The organism is Bacillus sp. RCC_6_1 (assembly GCF_041360755.1).
Taxonomy (GTDB): Bacteria; Bacillota; Bacilli; order Bacillales; family Bacillaceae_G; genus Bacillus_A; species Bacillus_A cereus.
In genome coordinates, this window is sequence record NZ_JBFUPV010000001.1 from 708,396 (window position 1) to 734,865 (window position 26,470).

Here is a 26,470-nt window from a genome sequence, read left to right on the forward strand (position 1 = left end):
TTTGACTAATAACCTCTCCAAAATAAGCGTAAAAAATCCTTATTCTCTGTTATTTCTATTAAATCCCCTTGTCGTGCACTTTTATCCCCTCTAGTTAATGCTTCTCCTACCTCCGCTATATAAATAAGACTACCTTTTTCTAAATTTAAATTGGAGCCTTCAAATATAGTTTTGTAATCAGCTAATACAGAGTGCATCGCACCAGCCGCTCGTTTCACTTTTGTACCCATTTTCATATCATCTAAAGCTAACGCACTATACCTATTCCAAGGATCAAAAGCCAATGGGACAACATCTAGATTAGGTACATTTTGATGACGATTGAACCTGAATACATATCCCTTTTTATTATAAAAAAGGGTAGTGAAACTGAGTAAATAATGCTTACTGTTACTCATTTTCCACCACCCACCTTTCGACAAAGTAAGACTTGCACCGTAGTATTCGGTACAAGTCATGACTTAGTTGCGGTTATTATAAATTTTCTTTTAAGAAACCAAGTCCAATAGGAGCATATGGAGTCATGTTCGCTAAACGGAAAGGTGTTCTAGGTGTATCTGCTAAAGTGTAACGATATGTTTGGGCGTAATTATAAGAAACAATCACTTCTACGCGATCTTTTGGAGCATCACCCAAAATTAATCGTTTGGTAGAACCATCTACTGTAAATTTCCCAGCAGCTGGAGGTGTATCTGCTTTATATTCAACATAATTCGCTTTAGTTAACGTATTACATCCAGCTGAACTTACTAAGCGAACTTCAAATTCATCATCGATTGTAGGTCTATGGAATAAATGAAACTCTTTGATTGCTCCATCTCCTGTACCTACTTGCTCGTTTTCAGATCGTTCTTTTACTTCTAATTCATCTAATTGTGAGATATTTTTTGGATGAATCGCATAAACTTCATCTAGTCTACCCACATAACCATCAGAAGGATGAACAATATACATTGGCGAAATGTGATATTTATTAGAATATACAGACGGATTAAAACGAGACTCATGGCTTGGATCTACGTCAGCATCATGAGTGATAAATGCTAAGTAATGTTTTTGATACATTGCCCCGCCAACAGTTCGTTGTACAAGTACAGAACTATTACCGTTAGATGTATTTACACCATAGTCAACTACACTACGTCCTAATTTCATACCCGTCTTATATTGAATCTCATCATCAGAACGAGCTCCACCAATAATTACATTATTCATTCGAGGAGTCTTACCAATTGTCGATAGACGTCCAATATATAATGGTGCAAAGAACGTACTTTCAGGATCCGGCGCAGGATCTAAACGGAAGTAAGAAACGATACGGTCCTTTGTAATATTTCCCCAATAATAAACTTGAGAATCTCGTCCCCATCCTAAACCGATATCATTTTGCGGAATAAACGATACGGCTGTTGGTAATGAAGGATACACAAAGCGAACTGCATCATAAGCGGCCCCCATAAGTTCTGTTGGAACTTGCGGATTAAACTTATTTACTTCAATATCTCCATAACTACCGTTTGCATCTTTTACATATTCTAATTCATAGTCAGCGAATAATGCTAACGGCTCAGTTCCTCCTGAAAACGTTACTGTACCGGCCTCATGGTCCACAGTATAATCAGCGGAATCAAGGGGTACTGTTCCAGTTAATTTATCATAGAACTTATATGAATTCTCGCGGATACGTTGGTTCCCTTTCTTCATTTTAAAGCTAAATACTCCACCTTTTTTGTCTTCTAACTCAGCCAAGTCAGGGCGTTCAGAACGTAAAATAAATCGAGTAGGGATAAATCCTTCAAACGTAAAGAACCATAAGCGTTTTACTAGATCCGGAGCATTATCTGTAAGCGAGTATGTAGAAAGAACCTTACCTACTTGACTATCATTGAATGTTACAGTCCCTTTCTCTCCATCTATTAAATACTTTGTTGTAGCTTGGTCAATCATTGAACCATCTTCACGATATAAAATTACACTAGAAGGAATAACTGGTTTAACCATAAATTCAAATACTGTCTTTGTTTTTTTGGCCCCACTAGGAGTTACATCCTTCATTTCACCTAAAAATGTATCTTTTGAAATTACAGGTTCCTCTCCAAGCTTTCTCACATTCCCACCATAACCTGTGGTGAATCCAAAGTAGCGATGTTGTTTATCGCTACCTTTCGATTCAAATAGAAAAGTTTCAGCAAAAGTTTTTCGGTATGGATCCTTCTTTCCATTTGCATCTGTTAAAGGCGATACCGCACGGTATTTCCCTAAAGTACTCCATCCTCCCGCATTAAACAACTTCTCTAAATCTAAAGGTAGAAGTTGCACGGACAAATCTACATCGAAAAATCCATCTGTATTAATTAATGACATATTGGTCACCCCTTCTATATTTATTAAGAAACCTCTATAGGTGTTACAGTAATACCTACAGATTCGTTACCGGCTGAATCCACCGTAGTAATTTTGATCTCAGGTTTAAATCCTGTGTTTAATCCCATTAATCTGTAATAAGTTGTTCCAGTAATTCCAGTAGCATAGATCTTACCATCTAAGTAGATATTGACATGCTTTAAATCCTTATCTGTAGGAAGGTCAAATTCTACATCAATAGTCTGTGACTTTGGACTTAATACTTTAGTAATCTTCACTTCTCCTGGAGGAGTTTTATCATTCTTATTGTCATGAGGAACTTCATTTGGATTAATGTCCTCAGAATAAATCCCCAAACCTACAGGACGGAAAGGTGTAACAGGTAGCTTCGTTAGAGGAGATACCGCACCTATACTATGTGGTTTATACATTTCATAAACCTTTTCCGGACAGTTTTGTTTTGCAACGCGTAAATTCGTTGCACTCATTCCTTGTGAGTTAAACCCGATTGCTTTATCTAAATATCCCCTCACACCCTCTTCAGGATGAACTACATAAATTCGAGAGGAGTGTACTTTATCTGAGTATCGGGAAGTATTAAATTGATATTTATAATTGTTAGTTTTTTCAACAGGATTATATGCTCTCGGATATTTCTTACCAATTTCATCTACTCTATTTGGTGGTAGCTGGTTCGAAGGTGCATTCCATGAGAGATAGTGAGCCTGATAACGTGCACCAAATCTAGAACGGGAAACCATTACAGAATCTACACCATTTGAAGAATGATGTGGATATAATTTAAGTAAAGGATAAATCGTTTCGCCAACAGTTGCGCCAGGATCATCAAAATCAAATAAAGATACTACATCTTCATTCTTCACTCGTTTGCTAGCGTTATTAGTCGATAGACGAGCAATTGTCGCACCTGTGTCCCAATAAGGTGCACGCATGAATGTTCCTAGTTGCGCACGTTCAACAGTTAAATATTTACCTTTTTTCTCAATAAGTTTAACTACCTCTGTACCATTAATCGTTAACAACGCTGGTGCCTCAGGTAATTTTGTTGCATCATTTACATAAAGGATTGTATCGCCAGGCATAATTTTCCGCCAAGAAAATGTAGTTTCTTTTCTAGTTGAATCCACACGCTTTACAGGTGGAATAGTTCCTGAAAATAATGCATAGCCTTCATCTTTATCTCCATCTAAAGAATTTACTTTACCGAAATATAGCGGTATAGTCGGAACCAAATTCTTCTCCCAAACAGGGGCTGTATCAGCTTGAAGAACTAGGAAAAATGTTGTGCTATCAATATGACCTTTGACACGAACTTCTGAATCTGTCCACCAGTTCGTATGCCATAAAGGATCATTTATATGCTCTAAAAATTCAGCGCGTAATGTAGTCTTAACGATTGGTGACTGCATTACACGAGGATCAGCTTTTTCAATTACCGCTTCTTGCATATCAGTATCCCAACGTGTTTCTAACACTTCAATATCTAGTGCTGAACGTATTACATGGAAAGGAGAAGCTGATAATAATTTTTCCTCATAAATTAAGTCTTCTGGATCGTAGTCTCTATCTTCTACATGGTAGTTTCCTTCAAAATATTCATACCACCACTTAGACCAGTCATCTCTATCCCTATCTCTGTCTTGCTCAAAGGATGTACCACCCATACCTGGCATAGTAACGATTGAAACAATACCATCTTCTTTAACAAGATTAGAGTTTGGTAACTTTTCTAACATATAGAAATACAAGTTTGTTCTTGTTGTATTATCTACATACTTTTGTTTAATCCATTCATCCCAAGTAGGTTTCATTTTAAAGTTAGGATCATTAGGATCGGTATCATCGTGAGGTCTACGAATAGGTTGTTTCTTCTCATACTTGTACTTAAGAGGGAATTGGCTAATTGTCGCAAAACCTAGTAATTTCCCATCTGCATTTCTAAAAATGGTATGTCTTGCAATTGCATAATTGACTTGATCCGTTCGGCGATTGTACGCCCTAGTATCTACCGCAGCTTTATAAAAGTTCCTCACTAACGTCCAACCGTTATCAATTAACATTTGTGCAAATACGTCCTGCAAGTTATCTTCTTCAAACTTAGAGGGATAATCCTGAGGAGTTGAATCAATATATGGCATCTCATCACCCGCTTCATCATTTTATTTTAATAATAGGTTAATTAGTTTTATAAATAGCAATTCTTCTATGTCATGTATATTATAGGTAGGTACCTTTCTTTCATAACATGTAAGTTGCATTACTACATTACGTTCACAGATACTTCAATACCTGCAGATTCATTTCCTTTCATGTCTACAGAAACTAGTTTAATTTTTACACCATTTCCTTTTGTCACATTTTTAATAGTATATGATTCTACTTCAGTGACACCTGTTGCATACTTCATACCATTTACGAAGATGTTAACCGTTGAGAGCTCCATATCATTCGGATTTGTCCAAGTAAGTAATACAGTTCCTTCTTGTGGATTTGTAGCTTTTAGGTTAGAAACATTAACTAGAGTCTTATTCGCTGCTGGTTTCTTAGAAGTATTTAGTGCTTCTTTGTACAACCCTAATCCCATTGGTCGAAATTGTGTGGATGGTCGCTTCGTTAGTGGTGAAATTGCACTAACTGGGACACACTGATATACATCAAAAACCTTTTCTGGACAACTCTCTTGACGAATTCTTAATTCACTAGATCCCATATTAATTGAATTAAATCCTACAGAGTTCTTTAAATATCCTCTTACTCCTTCTTCTGGATGAATCAGATAAATAAATGAAGTTTGTACTTTATCCGAATAACGTGAAGGATTGAATTGATAATTATTAATTCGTTCCCATGCTCGTGGGTATTGTTTATTACCTACTTCAGATACACGCTTAGGAGGCATATCTTGTGCAGGTGCATTCCAAGACAAGTAATAACTTTGATAACGAGAACCTAATTTAGTACGACTCACCATTACAGAGTCAACACCATTAGATGGATTAGAAGGATATTTTTTCAGGACAGGCATAATTTGACGCCCACCTTTAATCTTAATATCATCAAAGTTATAAGCAGCAACGCCATTTGTATCAGTACCTTTTGGAACAGTTCCTGCGAATAATGCGATAGCAGGATCACCTTCATCTATTGCTTCAATATCGCCAAAGTAAATCGGTACAATAGGTACGACATTATTTTCCCACATTGGTGTATTATCCGTTTGGATAATTAAGAAAAGACTATTACTGTCAATATGTCCTTTAATATTAATTTCCGAATCAACCCACCAATTTGTATGCATATAAGGGTAATCAATATTTTCAAGTAATGGTGAACGTAGAGATGACTCTACAATAGGCGACTGCATCACAATAGGATTCGCTTGTTTTACAAATTCTGAACCAGCACTTGTAGATTTAAAATCAATTTGTGTAACTTCAATATCTAAAGCCATTTGAAGTCGTTTTTCATCTGCACTAGATCCCGTTCCCCATGGGGTAAATAATTTATCTCCCTCTTTTACATCTGGTAATTTTTCCAACATATAAAAATAAAGAGATGTATTTACTTTTCTTTTTTCAAATTCTTTGGCCATATAGTTAATAAGGGCCTCTTTTTCAGTAGCTGTTGATTTAAAAGCATTGTAATATGGAATCCCTTTATCATGAGCAGTAAACTCCTTCCAATCTGCAACTACAGCAAAACCAAACAAATCACCTCGTGCATTACGTAGAATAATATGATTGGCAACTGTAAATTTTTCATCATGCCTTCCTTCTAAAGGATGATCTGTAACATAATAAGAACCTGTTACAGCTTTTTTAAACTCTACTACTTTGGTCCAGCCGTGTTTAATCAGTAAATCCATAAAACCGTGTTGTAAGTTACCTTCACGAACCTTATAAGGGGAAAGTGCAGGTGTGCTATCAATATACGGCATTTCTACACCTCTCTTTCTATTAATTAAGGACGAGATCTTACCCGCCCTTATTCTGCAACTTAGTTATCGTTATGAGTAGGTAATAAGTTGCAACTAATTACTTAAATTTATTATAAGTAGTCTTTTTATTCTGTTAACAACACTTATGTCTAATTAATAATTTTAGCTTTTAGCTTTACATCCGAAGGTACACTACTTCCACAATACAGGGTATAACTCCACCTGCTCCCTTTATCTTGGCCATCATTCATTACTACTCTTAATTCCCCATCATCAGGTTTATAATAAAAACCAAATGGGCTTCCTTCTTTATCCATTTTACGTGAAGTATCATAAATCAATTCATTATTAACAAATACTCGCATTCTATCTGGTGCAGAGAAGAAATCATACTCCACATAGCAGATGCCCTCTTCACTTACAGCATGAATATATTCCCCATATCCCATGCCACCCTGTGCTGTTTGTCCGCATTTTAGTACATTTTTACCTGGTTTCTCACCTTCGCCTTCTGGCTTTCCACCTCCGCCTTCTGGTTTTCCGCCTTCACCTTCTGGCTTTCCACCTTCACCTTCTGGTTTTCCGCCTTCACCTTCTGGTTTTCCACCTTCACCTTCTGGTTTTTCAGGGGGAATATTTTTTGAGATAAATTCAATATTCACTATTTTTTCGCAAACTCCAAAACCATAATCAACGATAAATTTAATTGAATATACTCCTGGTGAACTACTAGTAAAAGTGTAATTTCCTGTCTGCATGACTTTAGGAGGGGTTTGAACAAGTACACCAATATTTGAAGCTGAACTATTTTGTCCATGGTCTAAATGAAGAACAATTGAATCTCCTACATGTGATTTTAAAGAAGGACCAGTAATGTTTAATTCACAAATAAATTCGCCAATAATAGTCCCCTCAGTTATACATTCTTGTCCATCGTTATACGTTACAATAAATGTAACTTTATATACGCCCTTATTAATAACTTTAAACGTTCCATTCCCAAGACTCTTTAAACCATTCTTATCATAGTTCGTATCAATACGTAGAATACCAGATTTATTTGTGTGTACAAGCGAGAATGTAACAACCTCTCCTACTACCTTATTAAATCGTGATGTAATTAAATTTAAACCACAGCTACTAATTGGGATATCATTAATAATCTGTATTTTTGAAGGCCTTGAAATTGGTTCTAATACAGGAGTCTCTATTCTTTTAAAACAACCCGCATCTTTTAACATACCTATACCTGCCATTCTAAAATGGGTAGAAGGCCTTTTAGTAAAAGCTGAGTCCCCCTCTACAATCGTCACGTAATATTCATCATTATATTCTGATTTTTTGTTATCCTTGCCCGCATTATCAGAATCATGACCATCTTTTTCTGGAGGAATGCTAGGCACCAAGTTGTCCCATTGAAAAGGAACCCTTAAATGCATTTCTTTTCCTAACCCTGTAATTACTTTTATCCAGACTTCATAAATGCCTTCTTTAGACATATTCATAAAGTCGTACATAGGTGTACCATCACCTAAGTCTTTTTGCGTAAAAGCAATTCCTTTAACTCTCCTTAATTCATGGTTTACTTCATCATCCTCTAGAGCAATTACTGCCCCAGCCTCTCCAATTTTATAGGGTTCCTCTATTAATAGCTGATCTTTTTCTCTTAAAAATCTGATATATGCTGTTACTTCAACAATATCAGTATCTTTTAGGAAATAAACATCAAGATAAGATACACCATGCTTGTTAATATCTATAGTAAGTGGCCCATGAGAATGATATGTAATTACATCATCTACGTCTTTAAAAATGTACCTCGATGGTAAATGCCTCCATCTAATTGAATGTATAATTGGTAGTGAATCAGTTCCTTTAAACCCTTTATTTTGCGGTACTGATAAATTAGGAACGGGAGTTAATGCCATATCAAAATCACCTCTACGCTTTTATAATTTCCACGGTAAAGCCTTGTAATTCTAAGTCTCTTTTAAAATATTCCATAAGATATAATTTATTAGATTTATTGATTGTCGAAGGATTTTTTCCGTCCTTTGTAATTAATTTAGGTGGAATCCCCTTAATCTCTCCTCTAAACCTTATTCCAGTTTGAACATTCAAAATATTATCCAAGGATTTTACAAGAGATTCATTATTACCGCTTACTCTGACTTTATGCTGAATATCACCTTCATTATCAATAAAGGCAAAATCTTCTCCTCTTTTTATCTTAAGAATCATTATATTTTACCTCCTACATTTTTGAATCAATACCCATTTCTTTTAATTTATTAACTATAAAATCGTGTTTATCTTTAAAATTGCTAGCTAAAAACTGTCTATTAATGATATACATCATAAAGGCCTCAGCAAAGTCTTCGGCCGGGCTAAAACATCCATAATCTGATACCGGAGCAAGTTTTCCATTATCTAGCGCTGTACCCGGCGAGCTTTTCGTTAGTTCATTAAATGAACCATCAATATTCTCGATCCAACCACTAATATCTAACCATTCTTGCATTTCATGTAGTTTTTCACCTAATATGTCATATCCATAATTAGATAATGCATGGCCCATCTCATGTACAGCTACTTCTGCGGCAACGTAAGGTATATAATTATCATTAGTCATATCCGGTAAATAATATGCTTTATATTCTCCATCAACAACATGACTGCCAAAACCCAGGTTAGGTTTTATATAGTCATATGGGCGATGTGCCTTGGCAGCTGAAATATTATAAAGCAGCACCTGAGGTTCAAAGTTAACTAAAGAACGAAAAGAAGATAAAATATTTTCCTTTTTCCCATTACTATGCATGGCTGTAGCAAAACTATCCATTACCCAAGCTCCAACAAGACCTGTATCATCTTCGTTTTCAATAAATACGTTATTAAAGTCAATCCAATCATATATAGCACTTGGTACTTTCTTAATTAAAGGAAGCATTTTATCTAATATATCGCCCTTTAAAAACCCCTCTGAACCTGGGAAAAATAAGACAGGTTTATTGAGTTTAGCTGACATAAATACTGAGGCTTTTTGCAATTCATTTAAACAAGGTAAATTTGCCTTTCCCCACTCGTTAAAATCTAGCCATCTATCTTGTAAACTATAACCTTCCTCTTTAATATCTTTTAAAGTTTTCCATAAAAATTTATGAAAATCTTCAATTTTTATTTTAGAGTTATCCAAATGATACTGACTTTGAGGTTCCTGTAAATAATCTAACCAATCATTTCGCCCCTCCCAGAACGATTTGCTTAATTCCTTTCCAATACCATCTGTGCTGTTAGCCAAATAATCTTGCGTAATAACAGAGGGATTCCAATAAGTATCATCTACTGCTTGTGCCCTTACTGCCCCATCGCAATAATAAGAAAATTTATTACCTTTATCAGAATTGGAATTAGAATTATTGGTTGAATCTCCTAAATTCACATGAAGATTATTCAGTTCGCTTGTACTCTTAGCAATTCCCCACTCTAATTTAGTAGATTCTTTAGGTACCTCAGGTTGATATTGAGATTCATTACATTCTTCACACCAATAAGGGAACACTAACTTCTCACCTTCGGAAACATTAATAACGGGCAGAAGTACGATATTAGGAATATACCCTAATACCCCATCTTCAGGATGCATGACTGTTGCACGAGATGTATGAATCTTATTACTATACCTAGATGCATGAAAATCGTATTGATAGTAACCATATCTTAAATAATTCCATGCCCTTGGGTACTTACGAGCATATTCTTCCTCCTTCTCGGTTCCTTGTGCATTTTTGACCAGTCTTAATTCTTCACGAGTAGGTGGCATTAGATTAGGTGGCACGTTCCAACGTAAAAAATGTTCTTGATAACGTGCTCCATATTTTGTTTTTTTGATCATAACGGAATCTACTCCGTTTGATGGATGGTTTACATAATTTCTTGTGATAGGTTGTAAAATTTCAGTTTTAGTCCCTATACTATCGAAGTCAAAAAATTCTCCTACTTGCCTACCTCCAAGCATAGCGATTGGTGTTTCATTTTTCGAAGATGTATTTTTAGATACTAGATTTCCAAAGAAAAAGGGAATTAAAGTCACCATATTATTTTCCCAGCTAGGAGCCGAATCTACTTTTAATGTGAAAAATGCACTTGTCTCATCAAATACACCTTTTAACTGAATTAAAGAGTCCCCCCACCAATTCGTATTAGTTCGATAATTTAATTTCCCTATGGAGGCAACTAAATCACCTGTATCTCCTTTTAATTGCATGGTAATAATCGGTGATTGTTTCATACTTTCATAGTATTCATCCTCACCGTAGTACTCTATATCCATGCTATCCCTAAATATATCCAAACCATGATTTTCACTCATGATAGTAACTGGGGCAAGTTCACCACTAGGTGATACATAATGCGTATATCCAGCATATGTGTCTAGTGTGTATGAATAAACAGTTGTATAGTCTACAGATTTTCTATAAAAATTAGAAATCCATTCTAAGAAACCTTCTTTTTCTCTAGGAATATCTTTAGTGTTAATTTTTACAGCCCCTGTTGACTGTGCGAATGCTAAATACTCATTATCCCACCTACGCATAATCATATGCCGAGTGATGCATAACATACCTTCTCGAGATTCAAAAGGGGTTAGATATCCCTCTTCTCCTTTTACAAATAACCCTTTTTCAAAAGTAATTTTATATAGATCTACTTTTGAAACTTGATTGTTAAAATTCTGCCACCAGTAATTACCTGATTTATCTTTAAATCTTCTAAATACTTTATCAAACATATCATCTAAAAAATTATCGTGTCTTAATGTTTCCTCTACCCAAGGCATTTATATCCACCTCTCTTATTTGTTGGGATTATCCCTTAAACATTGAAAGTTTATCCAAACATATTTCGATTGCCCACCTTTATTATCAAAGCGGAATGTAATTGGGGTACCTGCTTTTACTGTTTTCACAGCCATTAAATAAGCACCTTCTGGTAAATCCTTCGTATATATTTCATCAAATATGTAGTTATTTTTATGATCATCTCCAATAAACAAACTCCAATTATCAAAGGAATGATATCTAGACGCTCCTACAGCTACGGAAACCAGCTCAATATCAAAATCAGGGATAAATTGAATATCAAAGTGCCCTAAAGTACCTAGTACCTCTAAAATTTTCCCCTTTATATAAGGAACTGTTTTTGTAGGCATAAATGGATAATCTAAACGTCCACCACCCAATCTACCTACTCTATCTATTTCCCCTCCAACTACTACATTTGCTCCAAAACTCATGTAGGACCTCCTCTCTAAATTTCATCTGTTACCTTTGGTCCGAGTTCCACATTCACATCTACAGGAGACGATGGATTGTATCCATCAGACCAACCATCTGGAGAGATTTCAATTTCTTCATTAGATGCATATCCTATTTCTGCATAGTCTACATAATCTTCTACTATCACTTCTTCATAATTACTATATTTACCGTTATAAAAATCAGATGGATTTTCATATTTAGACGGTATAGAATCTTCTTCGATTTCTTCCTCACTCGAGCCCCATTCCGAGTCAAAATACGTAAGTTTAACCTTTTTAAAATTACCGTAATCATTTTCCCTTATAATCTTTGCAACAACTTCTTGGGATTTACCAAACCACTCTGTTCTTATAGAAACTTCTGTAATCATAATATTGTTGATGTACTCATAATCTTGAATTTCATCAGATACAGGTGGATTGAGCCCACGGACTAAAGAGATTTTATCTATTGCACCATTTCGATAAATAATTCTAATCTCATTAATTACATGATTAGCTATTGAATTTTCTGTTTCCCTTATGACTTCAAATGACTCTACTTGCCATTGAGAAGAATTCAATGTTGTTACACCATTGTCGTTATCATTATTGAATAGCGGACTAGTAAAATGGTGTCTTGTTCCCTTTCCTTGATTAACTTTTCTATTGATCATATCAAGTATTGGATATACATCATTTACGTTCATATGACTCTTTTGCGCCATTTTCCCACCTCGCTTTCCATAGCATTATAAGAAAAAACAAGGAGATTCCTAACGTTCTGTAGGAATCTCCTTGTTTTTTTAGCTATAATAATTCTCTTTGTCATGCCAAGTAAATTCTAGGAAATTTAACATCCCTTCCTTATTTCCAACAAGTCGGTTCCCTTTTATGACATAATACCCTGCATTAGAAGTATTACTATCATAAACATAACAACCATCTAATAACTCTATCATTGGATTTCCTTTAACAACGGCATTAAAAGTACGGGCTTGTCTTTTCATATCAAAAAATAATTTGTTCGAAATATCCTCTTTGGTTCCTCTTGCATTTGAACCAAATCGCTCATCAATCCAATCAGCAACAATCTTAGCCGTTCTCATATTACCCTTTGTAGATATAAGAAGATCTTTATCTACAAAATGCTCAATTTGCCCACCATTACCAACAATAATAAGATGATTACGTATACGAGAATGGTCAATAGAAGTGGAAAGAGAATATAAATTCTCACCATCTATAAATGACCATTTTGCCTCACTTGCATTAATTTTACGGATATTTTCCAATCTAAATGTTCCATAACGATCACAGTAGGAGCGATACATAATATCTCCAATCACTTCATGAACCGCATCAGATGCCCTTGTACCTTCTAAAAAATCTATCGCCTGTACATAAGGATTTTTATAACCTTGTGCATCTTGTACAGTTGCTATATCTTTTTCAACATATTGTTGACTTTTAGTATCCCAGACGATTGCCTTTTTCCCACCCCTATCAATATCAATATAATACGTTTCTTCAATGATTGCATCAGCATATCTCAAATCATCTTCATGGATTCTCCATCCAATCATTCCTGCCTCATTTACGATATTATGAATAATAGATGATTTAACCCACATGGTTACTGGTTGTTTTTCATCACCATGTATCTCATCTCTTCGAGGAAAAGTTAGGACCCTATCAAAAACATGTTCTTCTAACATATCGTACATATCTACACAATTAATAGTAATTGTTTTTTCATCAGAATTTTGCTCAATTTCTCCTCTTATACGTCCTGTAAAAACCCTTACTAGGTTTTCACCATAGCCTGCATAAATACGTACTGGGGTAGCTTCACTTAACACATGTCTGATTGCACCATTCTCATAATATGACATCTCTGCTTCTCTTAAATTTTCAGGGAAGATATTGGCTCGTTCATATGTAGGAGAATAAATACCATGTTTATTGTCTAAAGTAATTCTTGCAGTTGCGACTCTGGCGTCAAAATGGCTATTTATCTCCCACTGTAATACATCTTGGTCTACTGTAAAGGTTTTATCGTATACAAATGCCCCTGTATCAACCCATACATCACGTTTACGAGCCTTAATTCTTTCATCAACATATTGTGCACCGTATTGAGTTTCAATTTCCACTACCTTAAAGCATTTTAGTCCAAATACAGCCTCACCACTTACATTATTTAAGGAGAAATCTAATATATGTGAATTGGTCCCTTGTATATCACTTGCAACCCATTTTGCATAAACTGGAGGTTCATATGTAGGTTGTGTTGTATTGTTCTCTTTTGTATATCGTTTTACAATCATTCCGTCATATGTAACCGTTACGGAATCTCCTTCTTTAAGATCTGCATAGAAAGCATATTCATAAAATCCATCTGAAGAGAAGTTATGTTTATATCCAAAATCTTCAACTGCTCCTTTGGCAATATTCTCATTAAAACCTAAATACTTTTCACCTGTTGACCAAGCTGTAAAATGGGTTATGTTCTCTTGTCCATGCCAATTCCCATCCAGATTTGCATCCTTATCAAAGCACTTATTAAACTTAATATTTTGGGTAATGGTCATTTGGGGTGGTGGTTGACTAACACCACTTCCATTTCCTGTACTATTATCATTTCCGTCCGTATTACCGCCTCCATTATTATCTTTACCGCTTGGTGCTACTCCTAATTTTTGAGCACCTGTTAAAACAGGATATGGATCAATATGATTATTTCCACCATAAATCCATTCACCTTTCCAAATTTCAAAGTGTAAATGGGCGCCATAAGATTGACCTGTATTTCCGACTTTCCCTAAACGTGTTCCTGGAGTAACTAAATCACCTTTTCGAACCTGTAAAGAATTATTTTGCATGTGGGCATAAACTGTCATATATCCATTATCATGTTGAATCATTACACAATTACCATAAGATGTACTTTTATAAGCCTTATGTACATGTCCAGCCCAAGCCGCTACTACCCACATACCATTAATCTTACCTTGGGATGTATGTACAATATCAGTACCCTTATGCCCTGAACGTGCACCTCCGCCCTTATGTTTCATATGGTGTGAAGATACTTTCGCACCATTTCCAAATGAAATTCCTTCAACAGGAAAAGTAGCACCGGATAACGCATTAGAGCTTGCATTATGAACTTCTTTCCTTTGTTCCTCAATTGTATAAGTCTCAGCTTTCTCACAACCACAGTCTTCCTTCTTCGAAACATTTAGATTTGTAGAATGCTTTGGAAACAGATTTTTATTAATAATAGAACCAGATTCTTTACAATGCCATTTTTTTTGACTAGATTCACCAATAATTCTATCAAAATAGCTTTTCACAAGTTTTTTCCAGTTAGGTCCATCTGCTGACCATTTCCATTTTTTATACCCTTTATCTCCACCTTCATGGAAATAATCAACATCACTAGCATCCATATATCCATTAGAAATTTTTCCGTATCTGCTCCTCATTGCCTCGGAAAAACGTTTTGCAGCATACTTCGCTTGGGTATCTATACCTTTATATGCAGGCTTGCATGAACCCGGGCAACCATATCCTACTATATAACTTCCATTTTCAGGTTTCCCTTGTCCCAATGTTCCAAATCCTGTTTCATGTTTCGCTACAGCTAATAGAAAGAAATAAGCAACATTGGGACACTTATAATGTTTTACCCATTTATTTAAGGCACATTTAATATACTCAAATCTATTCCCTGACTCTCCACCTTTTGTAACAGAACTTGGCTCAGCACCTGCTACTGGTGTTGTTAAAGTCGCCTCTGCTGCCTGATGCACAATAGATGCTTCTCGAATTCTGTCCCAAACTTCAAACTTATTTTTCATTCCTGGTACATAGGCCATTTTGTCAAATTCAATAATAACCCTAGGTTCATGACCTAAAGCATTAACTTTTCTCATTACGTCATTTAACAACTGAGGCGCAGGAGTTCTATGATCAAATACGTTCGGCATACCTTATTCCCCCCTATCTAAATCTTTCTAGTGCCCATTCTGTAAATCTATGTAAATATACAATTGCTTCAGCTCTAGTTACACATACCTCAGGTTGAAAGGAATCATCTGCGTAAAGTGGAAATACATAACAACCATCATTAAATTTTTCATCTAATATATTTAAGACTGATTCGGCATACCATTTTCCTACAATCTTATCTTTATCTTTAATGTATCTCTCTGTTTGCTTAATTGTATTATTCACATATCCTCTATCTGTATATCGATTATAAATATTCATTCTAAAACGTTGTAACAAAGTAAAAAACTCTCCTCTATATATCGTTATATCAGGAAAGAATCTATCATTATAGAGTGCGCAACTTGACATAGGGACAACTTTTTCTCCCTGCCTATTTTTGATTTGAGCACCCTTTTGATAATTATAATTTACATAAATAGGAAATTGATTTAAATTATAAGATACATAAAGATATCCATTAATTATAGTAAAACAGTCTCGTTTAAATCCTAAGGTTCTTGTAAGCGCATCTTGTATGGATTCATCTTCATTTACATCTACATGTATTCTCTTTAACTTCTTGTTCATGCAAACTGCTATTTCATTTAAAGAGTAAGTGATATCAAATACGTAATTATTTGCTTTTTCTAACTTTTTTGCCGGATATGCTAATGAGCATCCGCTCATCAAAGGATAAATCTGACAGTTTTCAGGTGTATGATCTCCTTCATGCATTTCCACTACACCAGATAAAAGAATACTAACTTCTCTTCCATTGGTTAACGGGTAACCAATATGTATAAAATTATCCTCAAGTTTAGATGGAAGTGTAGGCACCCCATCAATATAAACAAACACCATTTCCCTAGAATCAGGTTTATATCCACTTACTTCAAACTTGGTTTGTCCCTCTGTTGAAGTAAAATTATGAACCTGACGTGACTTGCCACCAATAAATTGGTTATAGGTTTTTCCACTAAATAAGGTTTCTTCTTTTTTTGCATCAATAAACATATTATCTGTTTCTAATACTGCGCGATAAAACCAATCCTTTGGACCCACATCTAACCATCGCTTTGGCATTTTTAATACCCCCTCAATATCTTTTCGATGTATTTAAAAGTCCTTGTCATATAGGATGCCGTTTGAGCCCTTGTAATCCAAACTTCAGGTTGAAAATATTGTACAGGTGTTCCATCACTAGCATAAGTAGTGACAAGGCCCCTTTTTTGCATTTCATCTATATACGTTTGCGCCCAATGATTTTCAATATCTATAAAAGGATATTGATGACGATATTCGAAATCTTGTTTTCGAATTAACATAAGGTTTACAGTAATGATATATTTCGTCTCAAATTCTGCTGTTTTAATATCTAAATCACCATTAACAATCCCTAAATAAATCGTGCCTTTTTCATCATAGTATTTGTGTTCTGTACCAATAAACTGCAGCCAATCTGCAAATTCCTCTTTGCTCGCAAATAAAAATTGAATGGTAGTAGAATAATGAGAAGTCCCTTTCCCTACCAATCCTGCAGAAGATTGAATATTTTCGTTTATATGGGATTTTAATACTGGTGTTGGTGGCTTATAATCGCCAGTCATACGCCCCCTTACTTGTACAAAACGAATCCCGTTATCATAAAATAATTTACGTTTAAATACATCATCATTAGATTTACTTGGTTTTTGTTGTGCCATTTAATCACCCCTTAGTATTATAAGAAACCCCACCTAATAATTAGATGGGGTTTTGTAATTAGAATGTTGGATATCCCCAAGGGGCTGAATTTAACTGATTTCGTAGTGGTGTTGTTCTACCTTGTGCTAACCCTTTTCCTAAATTCATTCCAAGATTCGCTAACTGTTGACTAGAAGTTTGTCCAGTTACATTAGGTAAAGTAATATTGACATACATATCTCCTGATTGAACACTAAAGTTTGAATGTGTACCTTTACTTGTTAGATAATCATACTGAGACATAACCTGTACGCCTTCAGGAAGATTAAACGTTCCACCCATTTGTGCTCTTAACTCTTGGTGGATACCAATCTGTGCTTGTAAAGATTGCTTTGTCAATTCTCGAATATCTTTCATGATTTGTTCGTATTCAGATGAACCTTCTTCAAACTTACCACTATTTCGCTCTGCAATTCTTACCGCTAAGGTCTTATCTATAAGTGATTTACGATCTTGTAATTCTCTTACTCTTAGGTCACGTGCTAAGAAACTATCATCTCCTATACTTGGTCCAAAGTTCACACGTTCCTGCATGTACTTAATTTCCAAATCATCCATATTATTACCGAAATCATGTCTCCAAGCTGTAAGCCTTTGTATCCTTAAATTTTTAACTTCTAATTCAGCACTTGCGATTTGTTGACTCAATCCTTGAATAGTATCTTGTAACTGACCATCTGGATCTGCTAACTGTTGGGATTGCAGATTTGCCAGTTTACTTTTCATTTCTCCAATCATAGATTGGCTTGAAACAATTTGCGAATCAATATAAGTAGGGCTCTCTGTGTTCATGCTAATAGCATTTAATGTATCCTTATACTGTTTCTTAGCCTGAGCTCTAGAAAACCCTTTCTGAGTGTCGTTAACATAAAATTCTGTTTTAATACGTTGTGCTTCAATTTGTTTTTTCTTATATTCTAGATCAAAATCAGCTTTTAATTTCTTTTCTTTGTCCTTACTTCTTTCAACAGATTCTTTAATTTTTTTATAATCATCCGTCTCTATTCTTTCTTTAGTTTCTGGATCCTCAGTATATCTTTTTCCGTTTTTTTCTAAATATTCCAACTCAGCTTCTCGCTGTTGAGTAAAATTATGAAGCTCGTCCATCTCTTTTTTGTAAGCTTCGCGCTCTTGTTGAATTACTTGTAATCTAAGTTTCATATACTCTTTTGAGTCAGCTTTCACACCATCTAAAAGGGCGGTAATTAAGTTAAGTTCTCCCTTATTATTAGCAACTTTCTGGCTCTCTTGAATACGAGATTTTAAATCATCATAAGAAAAGGAATCATATTGACCCTCACCTAACATTTTATTTTCCCGGGCTTTACGAGCTTTTTCTGCATCATCCCTTCGCATATTCTGCTCTGATTCAGAGATGGCTGCTTTCGTATATTGATCTATAAACTCTTCTTTTTCCAATTGCTGCTTCTTAGCATACATTCCAGTTTGATTTAAATACGATTGTGTTAAATCTGTTAAAGATGCTTTTGAATAATTCCCATCTTGACCTTTAGATTTTGCATCATTTGCCCTTTTCTCATTCTCTTTTCCTAAAGCTTCATTCCAATCTGATGTTCCATATTCTTTCTTAATCCAATTCTCAAATCCCTCTTTAAATCCTCCTTTCCCGATAATAGGCCAATCCTTAATTACTCCTACCTCGTTAATACCTACATCAGGAGTTCCTGGTGAAAAAAGATTTGTAATTCCATTCCACGCTAGTCCAGCTCCCCTTAGAAAGCCACTCCAGCCTTCATCTTCCTCATATTTAACATATGCTTCAGCGGCACCTGCGGTTTGATTATGATAATCTCGTATTTTTGTTTGCTTGGGCGTTAACCCTAAGCTCTCAGCAGAATTTGATAAAACATCACCAACAGCGGTTGCAATAGCTAATTGTTTAGCAAATTTCCCTACGCTGCGTGCAAGTCCCATAATAGCCCCACCAGCTCCTCTTGTTCGCTGTGGGATAGTATCAAGAAAATCAAGAAAACCCTGCATTCTATTCTTTGATGCACCTTCAGCTTCATCAGCTACTTTTTTTACAGCACTCGATAAATCTCTATACGCAGTGGTACTTTGTCTTGTTTGTATAGTAGCCTTACGGTTATTAGCCTCATATTCATCGAGTGCCTTGTTAAGTCCATCCATATTATTTATTGATTTGCCTACACTTTGATAGTTTTGATCTAGATAGGTCTCAAATCCAATACGTTTTTGATCATCCATTTGAGCCAAACGACCAGCTGTTGATTTTTGATTCTCATTCATACTGTCAAAGTTAGTTCTATTTGATAAGGTATTGACTAAATGCTCTGAGAAATTTGTGGTAAAAACATCTGTTAATAATTTACTTTGGGTAAGGTTGCGAGCATTATAGGCTGAACGAGTATGTAATTCATCAGCTGTTAATTCTTTCTTTTCACCCTTATAATAGCCTTTAGATTCATCCATGATGCTAAGAAAATCGGACATATTTTCAGCTTTTCCACCATGATCTTTTACATATTCTTTTATCTCATTCTTTCTATCCTCTTTTAAATTCGCTAATTCTTCAAAATAACTTTTTAACGTATCATTTTTCATAGCCGCACGATAGAACTTTTTGTTATTTACTTGATTGCGTAAATCTTGGCTCTCCCCCAAAACATGATCATTTAAAAACCCTATCGCTCCGTCCACTTTACGATTTGTTAAAGATGTACCACCAAAGAATTTGTTTTCCATAGTAGCTTTCTTGTAATGCTCTTCATAATTACTCAATTGACCTAATCGTTTTACTCCATGAATAGCACCAAAACCTACCAAGGCATTACCTAAAATCGTAATTAACTGTGCAAATAGCCCTGCATGTTTCTCCATTCCCTGGGCTAAGTTTGTAATAATTTTTGCTAAAGTTTGTACCTCTGGATTTAGCGCATCTAATACTGATACTAATGCGTTATTAACAGATACCCCAGCTCGTTCCATTGTCACAGTAGGTGATTTCATTGTCACAGCCATCATTTCTTGAAGACGCGCAGGATCTTTTTTAAATTCATTAATTTCTTGCTTAATTTTCCAATACGATAAATCCTTACTGTTATTTATACCCTCTTTATGCATGGTCTCTAAAAAGGACATCAGTTTTGGTGGCTGATTTGCCCCACCTTCTCCATACAGAATGGATTTTACTTTATCTTCTCCAATATATTTATTTTTGCTTGCTTTCGCGGTGTCTGATAGGATATCAATGAAATTCCGACGTACTTTCATACCACTCTCATTTTTTTCAAATACCTTTACACCATAATTTTCTAATTGTTTAGAAACAGATGGTAAAGTAATACGCTCTGCAATCGTTTTTATGGCTGCACCTGCATTCTCCCCTGTTTCTCCTGAAGTTTGAATAGCTAAAGCATTTAATGTCACAGCATCTTCTGCATTCACTCCCACTGAATGGAGTGCTGTACCCGATTTTGACATAGCCTTCATAACATCTTCACTGTTCGCTTTAGTTTGACTCGTAGCAACAGCAAAAGAGTTAACTACTCCATCCAACTCCCAGACAGATAATTTAAACTGTGCCATAATTGTCTGTAATCCTGGAGCAATTGTTTCAACTAAGTCTGATTTGTTATCTAAGCGATAAACCTTAGAAGCTTGATCAACAAATTGTCGTGCAGATTGTTTATCTCCTGTTACATTTGATGCTATACCAGCTACCTTAGACATTCTTTCATAATCAATACCGTAAAGAGTGGATAAATCACGTACATTATTCATTAGATTTCCAGTATCATTATCTAATTTTAACCAATCTGTATTTCCATTTTTGTTTTTATATTCTGGTTTCAAAGAGAAGTTTTGTGTAATCTTTAACTGTTCTAACTGAGCAATTTTAAAGGTTTCCATTGCCTTAGATATTGCAGCCATCGGATCTAGCATTGAGCCCGAAGCAAGGCTCCTAACTTGTTTGGTAACCGCTCCAGCCATTCCAAACCCGTCAAAAGGATTGTCTTGTTTTGTGGATTTACTTGTACTAGAATCGCTATTATTTTTATTTGTATTACTATGATTTGATCCACTTGAGTTATTTAAAGTATTAGCACTATTTCCTGCAATAAAGCTTACCTGTCTATTACTATTCGCCTTTTGAGGGTTAGTATTAATTTCTAGAATTTCATTTCTTATATGTGCAAACTGCTTATCAACGGACTCCTTGATTTTTTTAATAATTTGCTTATTCAGCTTGTTAATTTCACTAGTTAAATATTGCGTAATATTAGAATGAGGTTCAAAGTCCACAGCTCTTACTGATTGTTTCATTGACATCATTATTTTATTTGTTCCTGCAGTTAATTTTTTATTAATTGTATTTTCCATACCCTCAAACTGCCTTTTTAAAGCATATCCTCTTAGAGATCCTCTATCCACAGAATGAAAAGTATGAGCTAACTCGGCTGGAGAAACACCTAAATCATTTGCAATATACCTTTGAAGTTGTTTAGATATATTTTTCATAGGTACTTCTACAGATTTGAGATCAATCTTTTGCAGCCCTCCTCGTATGCCTTTTATATAATTTTCTATTAAACTATCAATACGCTTAGCTGTTTTTATAATCTCGCTATCAATGCTATTCTCTTCGCTAATAACACCCTCGAAATCAAATTTTATAGAATCTTTTATTTTCCCTCTTACTTTTTTCGTTAATTCAGATAAATCTTTCGATGAAATTGTGAATGTCTGTCCTTCAATAGCAACCTCAGGGTTCAGTAAAATAGGTTTTAATTGATTTTTAATACTTACTAAAATTTGCTTAACCGTTCCCTTAGAAATATCTAATTTAAGTCCACTCAAGTTATCTGCATTTACTAAATCCCCCCCATTTTCGCGAATGGAATTTACTAATTGTTTAATTTGATTACTAATTAACTTAGAAATTTCTTTATTAATTTTATTAAATTCATCTTTTCCAACTGGTACTACGCTATTATTCATAGCAGAATCCATATTAATGTTTATATTTTTGATCATCTTTACAATCGTTTTATTTAACTCTTTATCTACTTTAGACATCAATTGTTGAACGGTTTCTTGTTTAATACTTAAAGGTGCTGTCCCAACTGAAGATAAAGTAATACCATTTGCCTGGACGATATTATTTAATTCTTGCTCAAGTTTTGCTCTAAGGTTACTTCCCGCTGCCTTAGATGTCTGAGCCGATAACGAAGATAAAGAGCTTTTCATAGTATCTATACGTTTTTCTATACTACCAAAACGATGATCTAGCTGTTCCAACTGTACTCCAAACTCTTTCATATTTTTTATTGACTTATCAAACTCTAGTGCAATAGTAGCACCAATATTTTGATTATTGACTGTCACTTATTTCACCTTCCTTTTACATAATAAAATCCCGCCCTATCCTCAAATAAAAAGGAAGGGCAGGATTATTTATTAGAGAATACCTGCTAACCACTCCATGTCATCAGCATTTGCAACCTCATATCCGTCAATTACTTCTTTTCCATCACTATGTTTTAGATTATCCTGTTCGGTAGCTTGAGCTGAACCGCCCCCAAATAACCCAGTGAAGGACATTGAATGTACCTTAACTGTAAACTCTATATGCTTATGGCATTTCTTTAAGTAATAGTTTAACTGAGGTAATGTCAAATCCCATATATCCTGTTTTTTCATCCCCAGGTAGTGACCTAAGTTAAAGAAAATTTCTGCCCAATCAACGTAGGCATTTTCGTCATATTCTTTTTCTTCTTCCTCAGAGTCTATAAAGACTTTTTTAAGCCATTAAGTCCAATCATAATATCTATAATTTCTTTAGCTGTTACAATATCAATATAATCCCCTAAATACTGAGCTGAAATTTCTTTATAATACGGTTTAAAGCCCATCAATAGGACCTCTAATAGTTCATCATAACTATCATTACCTGTTTCATCTGCAATTAAATTAGCAATAATGACACCTGTATCAATTGTATTCAACTTTTTCATTAGGTTTTTAGCATCTTTTAATCCTAAAGGAGGGATAGCATAGGTTTTTCCATCACGTAATGTTACCTTTTCATCCTCTTCGAAGAATACTTTTTCAATAAACTCTGATTCCTGCTTAGTTAACTTTACTTCCTCTTGTTTATTAGGTTCTTGCTGTTCAACCTTTTTCTCTGCTTCCTCTACAAGAGTAGGTTCCTCAATAGCTTCTTCTCTACTTGGAATTGCTAAATTACGTTCACTCATTTAATCTCCCCCTATATTACTCTATTACCCCTTAATAAATTTATAGAGGACGCAAGGAAGGGGATCACCTAAACGACCTCGTAACTAATATAAGAATTTATGTGTTAAATGTAACAACCTTATGAAAAAAGGTTTAAGTGATAGATATTTTTTATAATCCATTCTCACCCTTATCTAAAGTTTTAAAAATGAATCAATAAAAAAGAGGATACATTAGTATCCTCCTCTCTAATTAACAAACATCGCCATTTTTTTCAATTTGATAACGCTTAATAGAACCTAAACGACTGTCTGTACGTTCCCCATCAATAACTGTAAGTGTAATACTATGAGTCGCTGCTGTTTGTCGTGCTGTGTCTAATGTAAAATTAGATTTCACTCGACAAGAATACAATTCAACTTGGAATCCTTGAATGCTACCATCCATTTGTTCAAAATGTCCATCATGAACAACAGATACTGTAAGAGGAAAATCACGAGAACCAATTGCCATTACATCTACAACTTCTGGTCGTTTGTAGTTCACATAAATTTGCTCTCCTTCAAGATAATCATTAAACTTAATCTCCCCTGTAGAAGGATCAATTGTATACTCACCTTTTGCAGGATTAGTTGTTACTTTCTTAAGTAATTTATTCTCTTTTACTAATCTTACAGATACATGCTCTGTCTTAGAAGAAGCTGAACCTAAAGATCCACCAAATAGAGGATTCTTAAGAGTTACTAGTCCACCTTTAACATCATGACGTTCTTCTAATACCCATACAAAACCATCAGGATCGATAGAAGATGACGCTACAGGATAATAAACTACTACAGTATCACCTTCAACCGCACCACCTTTTAGTGTTACTGCTGATCCATTTACTGTAATTGCTGATTCTGGTACAAATGAACCTGCAACTTGGTTGAAAATTTGTACTTTAGGTGCTCCGCTACCTGTTAATACTGGACTAGATAATTTAATAGAAACAGGTTCAGTATCACCAGCAATTGTTACTGTTTCATTTTTCAATTCATAGGCTAATCCGCTAACTCCTTCTCGAAGTTTTGCCCCTAACACAAGACGTACCATGTTTAAATCAAATTTTGCATCCTCTGCAGTAATATCAATTACCTTTTTACGTAGTAAAGTATCAATAGGTGCTGAAGAGTCTCCCCCTTCAATATCAACCATATCCAACTGCACATCAAGACGCATATTCGCCATGTGACCTAGTGTAATTAATTCATCACACCCTGGAATTTTAGCCATAAATTTACCTGCACCTTTAATAATCATTTTCTTATTTTTACTGTTAAACTTGTCAAATTGTGACATTAACTACACCCCTCAATTTCAAAAATAAATTCAAATCTAGTGAAATACTTATAAGAGTGTTCTATTTCACTTGCAACCTCTGCAAATCCTACATACTGACCCTTGAAAAATACTCCTTTAAATAACCGCAGAGATTGATTATCGAATAATTGATTTATTCTATCTGCAAGGTCTAATGCCAATTCCACACCATCATTTGTGTAAATATCGAAGTCAAATGTTACCACATGAATATCATTGTTTCGTTCCTTTTGAACAAATGAATTGTAAAATACAATTAAAGGAATTTGTTTATTTAGTGCCTCTTTAGGAGACATACGCTTTTGTATGTGCATATCATTTTCCATATCTACTGTAACATTATTAAGACCCATACATTTACGTATTACACTATCTTCTCTCAATGTCTTATATATGCAAGCATAAACATCAGTGATACGTGGAAAGAACAACTCATCAAACCCTCTTGTAAGTATTTGCAGTAACAATATAAGAAAATCACAATGAAAATTTAACATCACTTAGAATAAATTTAGTCAAACTCTATCTCACCCCATAATTACTCTTAACGAAATTGATTTTTAAACTTAGATTCTATTAAACACTCACGTACATTCTTAACTATTGAATTGACGTGATCAAAGATTTTCTTATTTATTCTTCAATTAACAAATTAGCAATTCTATTAAAAGAAGTATTTGTCATTTAACATAAAACATGTAAACGATTTATTTCTCTGAATTTGTTTATAAATTACACTAAATAATTAAATCCACTTTGAAATTGATGGAATTCAATATAAAAATAATGGTTTTAAATATTTTTAGTTTCTAAAATGAGATAGTATTGAATCTATTTTTATATCAAATAATCATTATTAAATAATAGATAATAATTTATTAATAATATTATTTAGCTTTAATATGGTTGATTCAGCTTTTACCTTTAAATTAAATGCTGCAATTTATACTTTGTGATTCAGCAACAACCTTTAAACTAATAAGTCTCTTTAAAATTCACTTGCAACTATAGTTACTTAAATCTCGATAACTACAGTGAGGTGATATCTTGAATTTACATAAAGATAGAAATTTAAATGCTACTGATATAAAAAAATATTTTTCATTTTTATACAATGATAAACAGATAAGGGTCGTTCTTACTACAAGTAATCAATTCTTATTTGTTGGATACGATATAGGAAAAAATGCGATTGGAATAAAAAATCCTTATAGCTTAATCGAAAATATGGACAATCGATCTAAATACAGTGCTGTAATTACCTTTAATCAGGATATTAACCCTCAACGCTATATTTTAGTTGATTTAGAGGGACTCCATCATATGGTCTATAGAGCCAGAAAAGTTAAGGTTAATAGATTAGATTTTATTCATTGGGCCATATCTATAGAAAAAAATATACTTTAATTCATTTTATTAAATTGGCTTTTACTGAAGTAACTATCCTTCATATGATTTAATAAATATCCCGGTTAAATATTAATTATTTTGTAACCCTCAACTTTCTAACAACTTATTACGAC

At 34.5% G+C, this 26,470-nt stretch carries 18 protein-coding genes; 1 reads left to right on the plus strand and 17 read right to left on the minus strand.

The annotated features are described in order from the left end of the window. Positions 1-5 precede the first annotated feature (5 nt). The 17 genes from AB6801_RS03460 to AB6801_RS03540 form a co-directional block, all read right to left on the minus strand. Positions 6-398, minus strand: a complete 393-nt coding sequence (locus tag AB6801_RS03460; protein ID WP_370941031.1) for a hypothetical protein — start codon at positions 396-398, stop codon at positions 6-8. 76 nt (positions 399-474) lie between these two features. Beyond that, positions 475-2,364, minus strand: a complete 1,890-nt coding sequence (locus AB6801_RS03465) for a hypothetical protein (RefSeq protein ID WP_000052789.1) — start codon at positions 2,362-2,364, stop codon at positions 475-477. A gap of 23 nt (positions 2,365-2,387) precedes the next feature. Then, positions 2,388-4,523 (minus strand): hypothetical protein, encoded by a 2,136-nt coding sequence (locus AB6801_RS03470; RefSeq protein WP_097999162.1) that lies wholly within the window; start codon positions 4,521-4,523, stop codon positions 2,388-2,390. 122 nt (positions 4,524-4,645) lie between these two features. Beyond that, positions 4,646-6,322, minus strand: a complete 1,677-nt coding sequence (locus AB6801_RS03475; RefSeq protein WP_097999161.1) for a hypothetical protein — start codon at positions 6,320-6,322, stop codon at positions 4,646-4,648. 149 nt (positions 6,323-6,471) lie between these two features. Continuing rightward, a complete protein-coding gene (locus tag AB6801_RS03480) occupies positions 6,472-8,250 on the minus strand; it encodes a hypothetical protein (protein ID WP_097999160.1) in 1,779 nt (592 codons plus the stop codon). A gap of 13 nt (positions 8,251-8,263) precedes the next feature. Next, positions 8,264-8,563, minus strand: a complete 300-nt coding sequence (locus AB6801_RS03485; RefSeq protein ID WP_000601026.1) for a hypothetical protein — start codon at positions 8,561-8,563, stop codon at positions 8,264-8,266. Between the two features lie 13 nt (positions 8,564-8,576). Continuing rightward, the gene (locus AB6801_RS03490; RefSeq protein ID WP_097999159.1) at positions 8,577-11,162 is read right to left on the minus strand and encodes a hypothetical protein; all 2,586 of its coding nucleotides are present in this window, start codon (positions 11,160-11,162) and stop codon (positions 8,577-8,579) included. A gap of 15 nt (positions 11,163-11,177) precedes the next feature. Further along, entirely contained in the window at positions 11,178-11,618 is a 441-nt protein-coding gene (locus AB6801_RS03495) for a hypothetical protein (RefSeq protein WP_000007797.1), read from the minus strand. Positions 11,619-11,632: 14 nt separating this feature from the next. Beyond that, a complete protein-coding gene (locus tag AB6801_RS03500; RefSeq protein WP_097999158.1) occupies positions 11,633-12,349 on the minus strand; it encodes a hypothetical protein in 717 nt (238 codons plus the stop codon). A gap of 78 nt (positions 12,350-12,427) precedes the next feature. Beyond that, on the minus strand, positions 12,428-15,616 hold the full coding sequence (locus AB6801_RS03505; RefSeq protein WP_098330457.1) for a M23 family metallopeptidase: 3,189 nt from the start codon (positions 15,614-15,616) through the stop codon (positions 12,428-12,430). Positions 15,617-15,629: 13 nt separating this feature from the next. Further along, a complete protein-coding gene (locus tag AB6801_RS03510) occupies positions 15,630-16,703 on the minus strand; it encodes a hypothetical protein (RefSeq protein ID WP_001126627.1) in 1,074 nt (357 codons plus the stop codon). A gap of 2 nt (positions 16,704-16,705) precedes the next feature. Beyond that, a complete protein-coding gene (locus AB6801_RS03515) occupies positions 16,706-17,323 on the minus strand; it encodes an S-layer homology domain-containing protein (protein WP_097997260.1) in 618 nt (205 codons plus the stop codon). Positions 17,324-17,381: 58 nt separating this feature from the next. Further along, positions 17,382-22,733: a phage tail tape measure protein gene (locus AB6801_RS03520; protein ID WP_097999156.1), complete on the minus strand. Its 5,352-nt coding sequence runs from the start codon at positions 22,731-22,733 to the stop codon at positions 17,382-17,384. Positions 22,734-22,805: 72 nt separating this feature from the next. After that, positions 22,806-23,024 (minus strand): hypothetical protein, encoded by a 219-nt coding sequence (locus tag AB6801_RS03525; protein ID WP_238143102.1) that lies wholly within the window; start codon positions 23,022-23,024, stop codon positions 22,806-22,808. A 110-nt stretch (positions 23,025-23,134) separates the two neighbouring features. Further along, a complete protein-coding gene (locus AB6801_RS03530) occupies positions 23,135-23,605 on the minus strand; it encodes a DNA polymerase III subunit gamma/tau (RefSeq protein WP_090976056.1) in 471 nt (156 codons plus the stop codon). A 232-nt stretch (positions 23,606-23,837) separates the two neighbouring features. Beyond that, positions 23,838-24,926 (minus strand): hypothetical protein, encoded by a 1,089-nt coding sequence (locus AB6801_RS03535; RefSeq protein ID WP_090976054.1) that lies wholly within the window; start codon positions 24,924-24,926, stop codon positions 23,838-23,840. Continuing rightward, the gene (locus AB6801_RS03540; RefSeq protein ID WP_097999155.1) at positions 24,926-25,378 is read right to left on the minus strand and encodes a hypothetical protein; all 453 of its coding nucleotides are present in this window, start codon (positions 25,376-25,378) and stop codon (positions 24,926-24,928) included. Before AB6801_RS03540 ends, AB6801_RS03535 begins: the two co-directional genes overlap by 1 nt. 616 nt (positions 25,379-25,994) lie before the next feature. Here AB6801_RS03540 and AB6801_RS03545 point away from each other — a divergent pair. Continuing rightward, entirely contained in the window at positions 25,995-26,354 is a 360-nt protein-coding gene (locus tag AB6801_RS03545; protein WP_044584301.1) for a BRO-N domain-containing protein, read from the plus strand. The last annotated feature ends 116 nt before the right edge of the window (positions 26,355-26,470 follow it).

Excerpts from the sequence above, each read along its gene's own strand:
- AB6801_RS03460 (WP_370941031.1), bottom strand. The coding sequence starts at position 398 with ATGAGTAACAGTAAGCATTATTTACTCAGTTTCACTACCCTTTTTTAT.
- AB6801_RS03515 (WP_097997260.1), bottom strand. The coding sequence starts at position 17,323 with ATGGCACAACAAAAACCAAGTAAATCTAATGATGATGTATTTAAACGT.
- AB6801_RS03490 (WP_097999159.1), bottom strand. The coding sequence starts at position 11,162 with ATGCCTTGGGTAGAGGAAACATTAAGACACGATAATTTTTTAGATGAT.
- AB6801_RS03535 (WP_090976054.1), bottom strand. The coding sequence starts at position 24,926 with ATGTCACAATTTGACAAGTTTAACAGTAAAAATAAGAAAATGATTATT.
- AB6801_RS03485 (WP_000601026.1), bottom strand. The coding sequence starts at position 8,563 with ATGATTCTTAAGATAAAAAGAGGAGAAGATTTTGCCTTTATTGATAAT.
- AB6801_RS03510 (WP_001126627.1), bottom strand. The coding sequence starts at position 16,703 with ATGCCAAAGCGATGGTTAGATGTGGGTCCAAAGGATTGGTTTTATCGC.
- AB6801_RS03495 (WP_000007797.1), bottom strand. The coding sequence starts at position 11,618 with ATGAGTTTTGGAGCAAATGTAGTAGTTGGAGGGGAAATAGATAGAGTA.
- AB6801_RS03480 (WP_097999160.1), bottom strand. The coding sequence starts at position 8,250 with ATGGCATTAACTCCCGTTCCTAATTTATCAGTACCGCAAAATAAAGGG.
- AB6801_RS03465 (WP_000052789.1), bottom strand. The coding sequence starts at position 2,364 with ATGTCATTAATTAATACAGATGGATTTTTCGATGTAGATTTGTCCGTG.
- AB6801_RS03475 (WP_097999161.1), bottom strand. The coding sequence starts at position 6,322 with ATGCCGTATATTGATAGCACACCTGCACTTTCCCCTTATAAGGTTCGT.
- AB6801_RS03500 (WP_097999158.1), bottom strand. The coding sequence starts at position 12,349 with ATGGCGCAAAAGAGTCATATGAACGTAAATGATGTATATCCAATACTT.
- AB6801_RS03470 (WP_097999162.1), bottom strand. The coding sequence starts at position 4,523 with ATGCCATATATTGATTCAACTCCTCAGGATTATCCCTCTAAGTTTGAA.
- AB6801_RS03505 (WP_098330457.1), bottom strand. The coding sequence starts at position 15,616 with ATGCCGAACGTATTTGATCATAGAACTCCTGCGCCTCAGTTGTTAAAT.
- AB6801_RS03530 (WP_090976056.1), bottom strand. The coding sequence starts at position 23,605 with ATGAGTGAACGTAATTTAGCAATTCCAAGTAGAGAAGAAGCTATTGAG.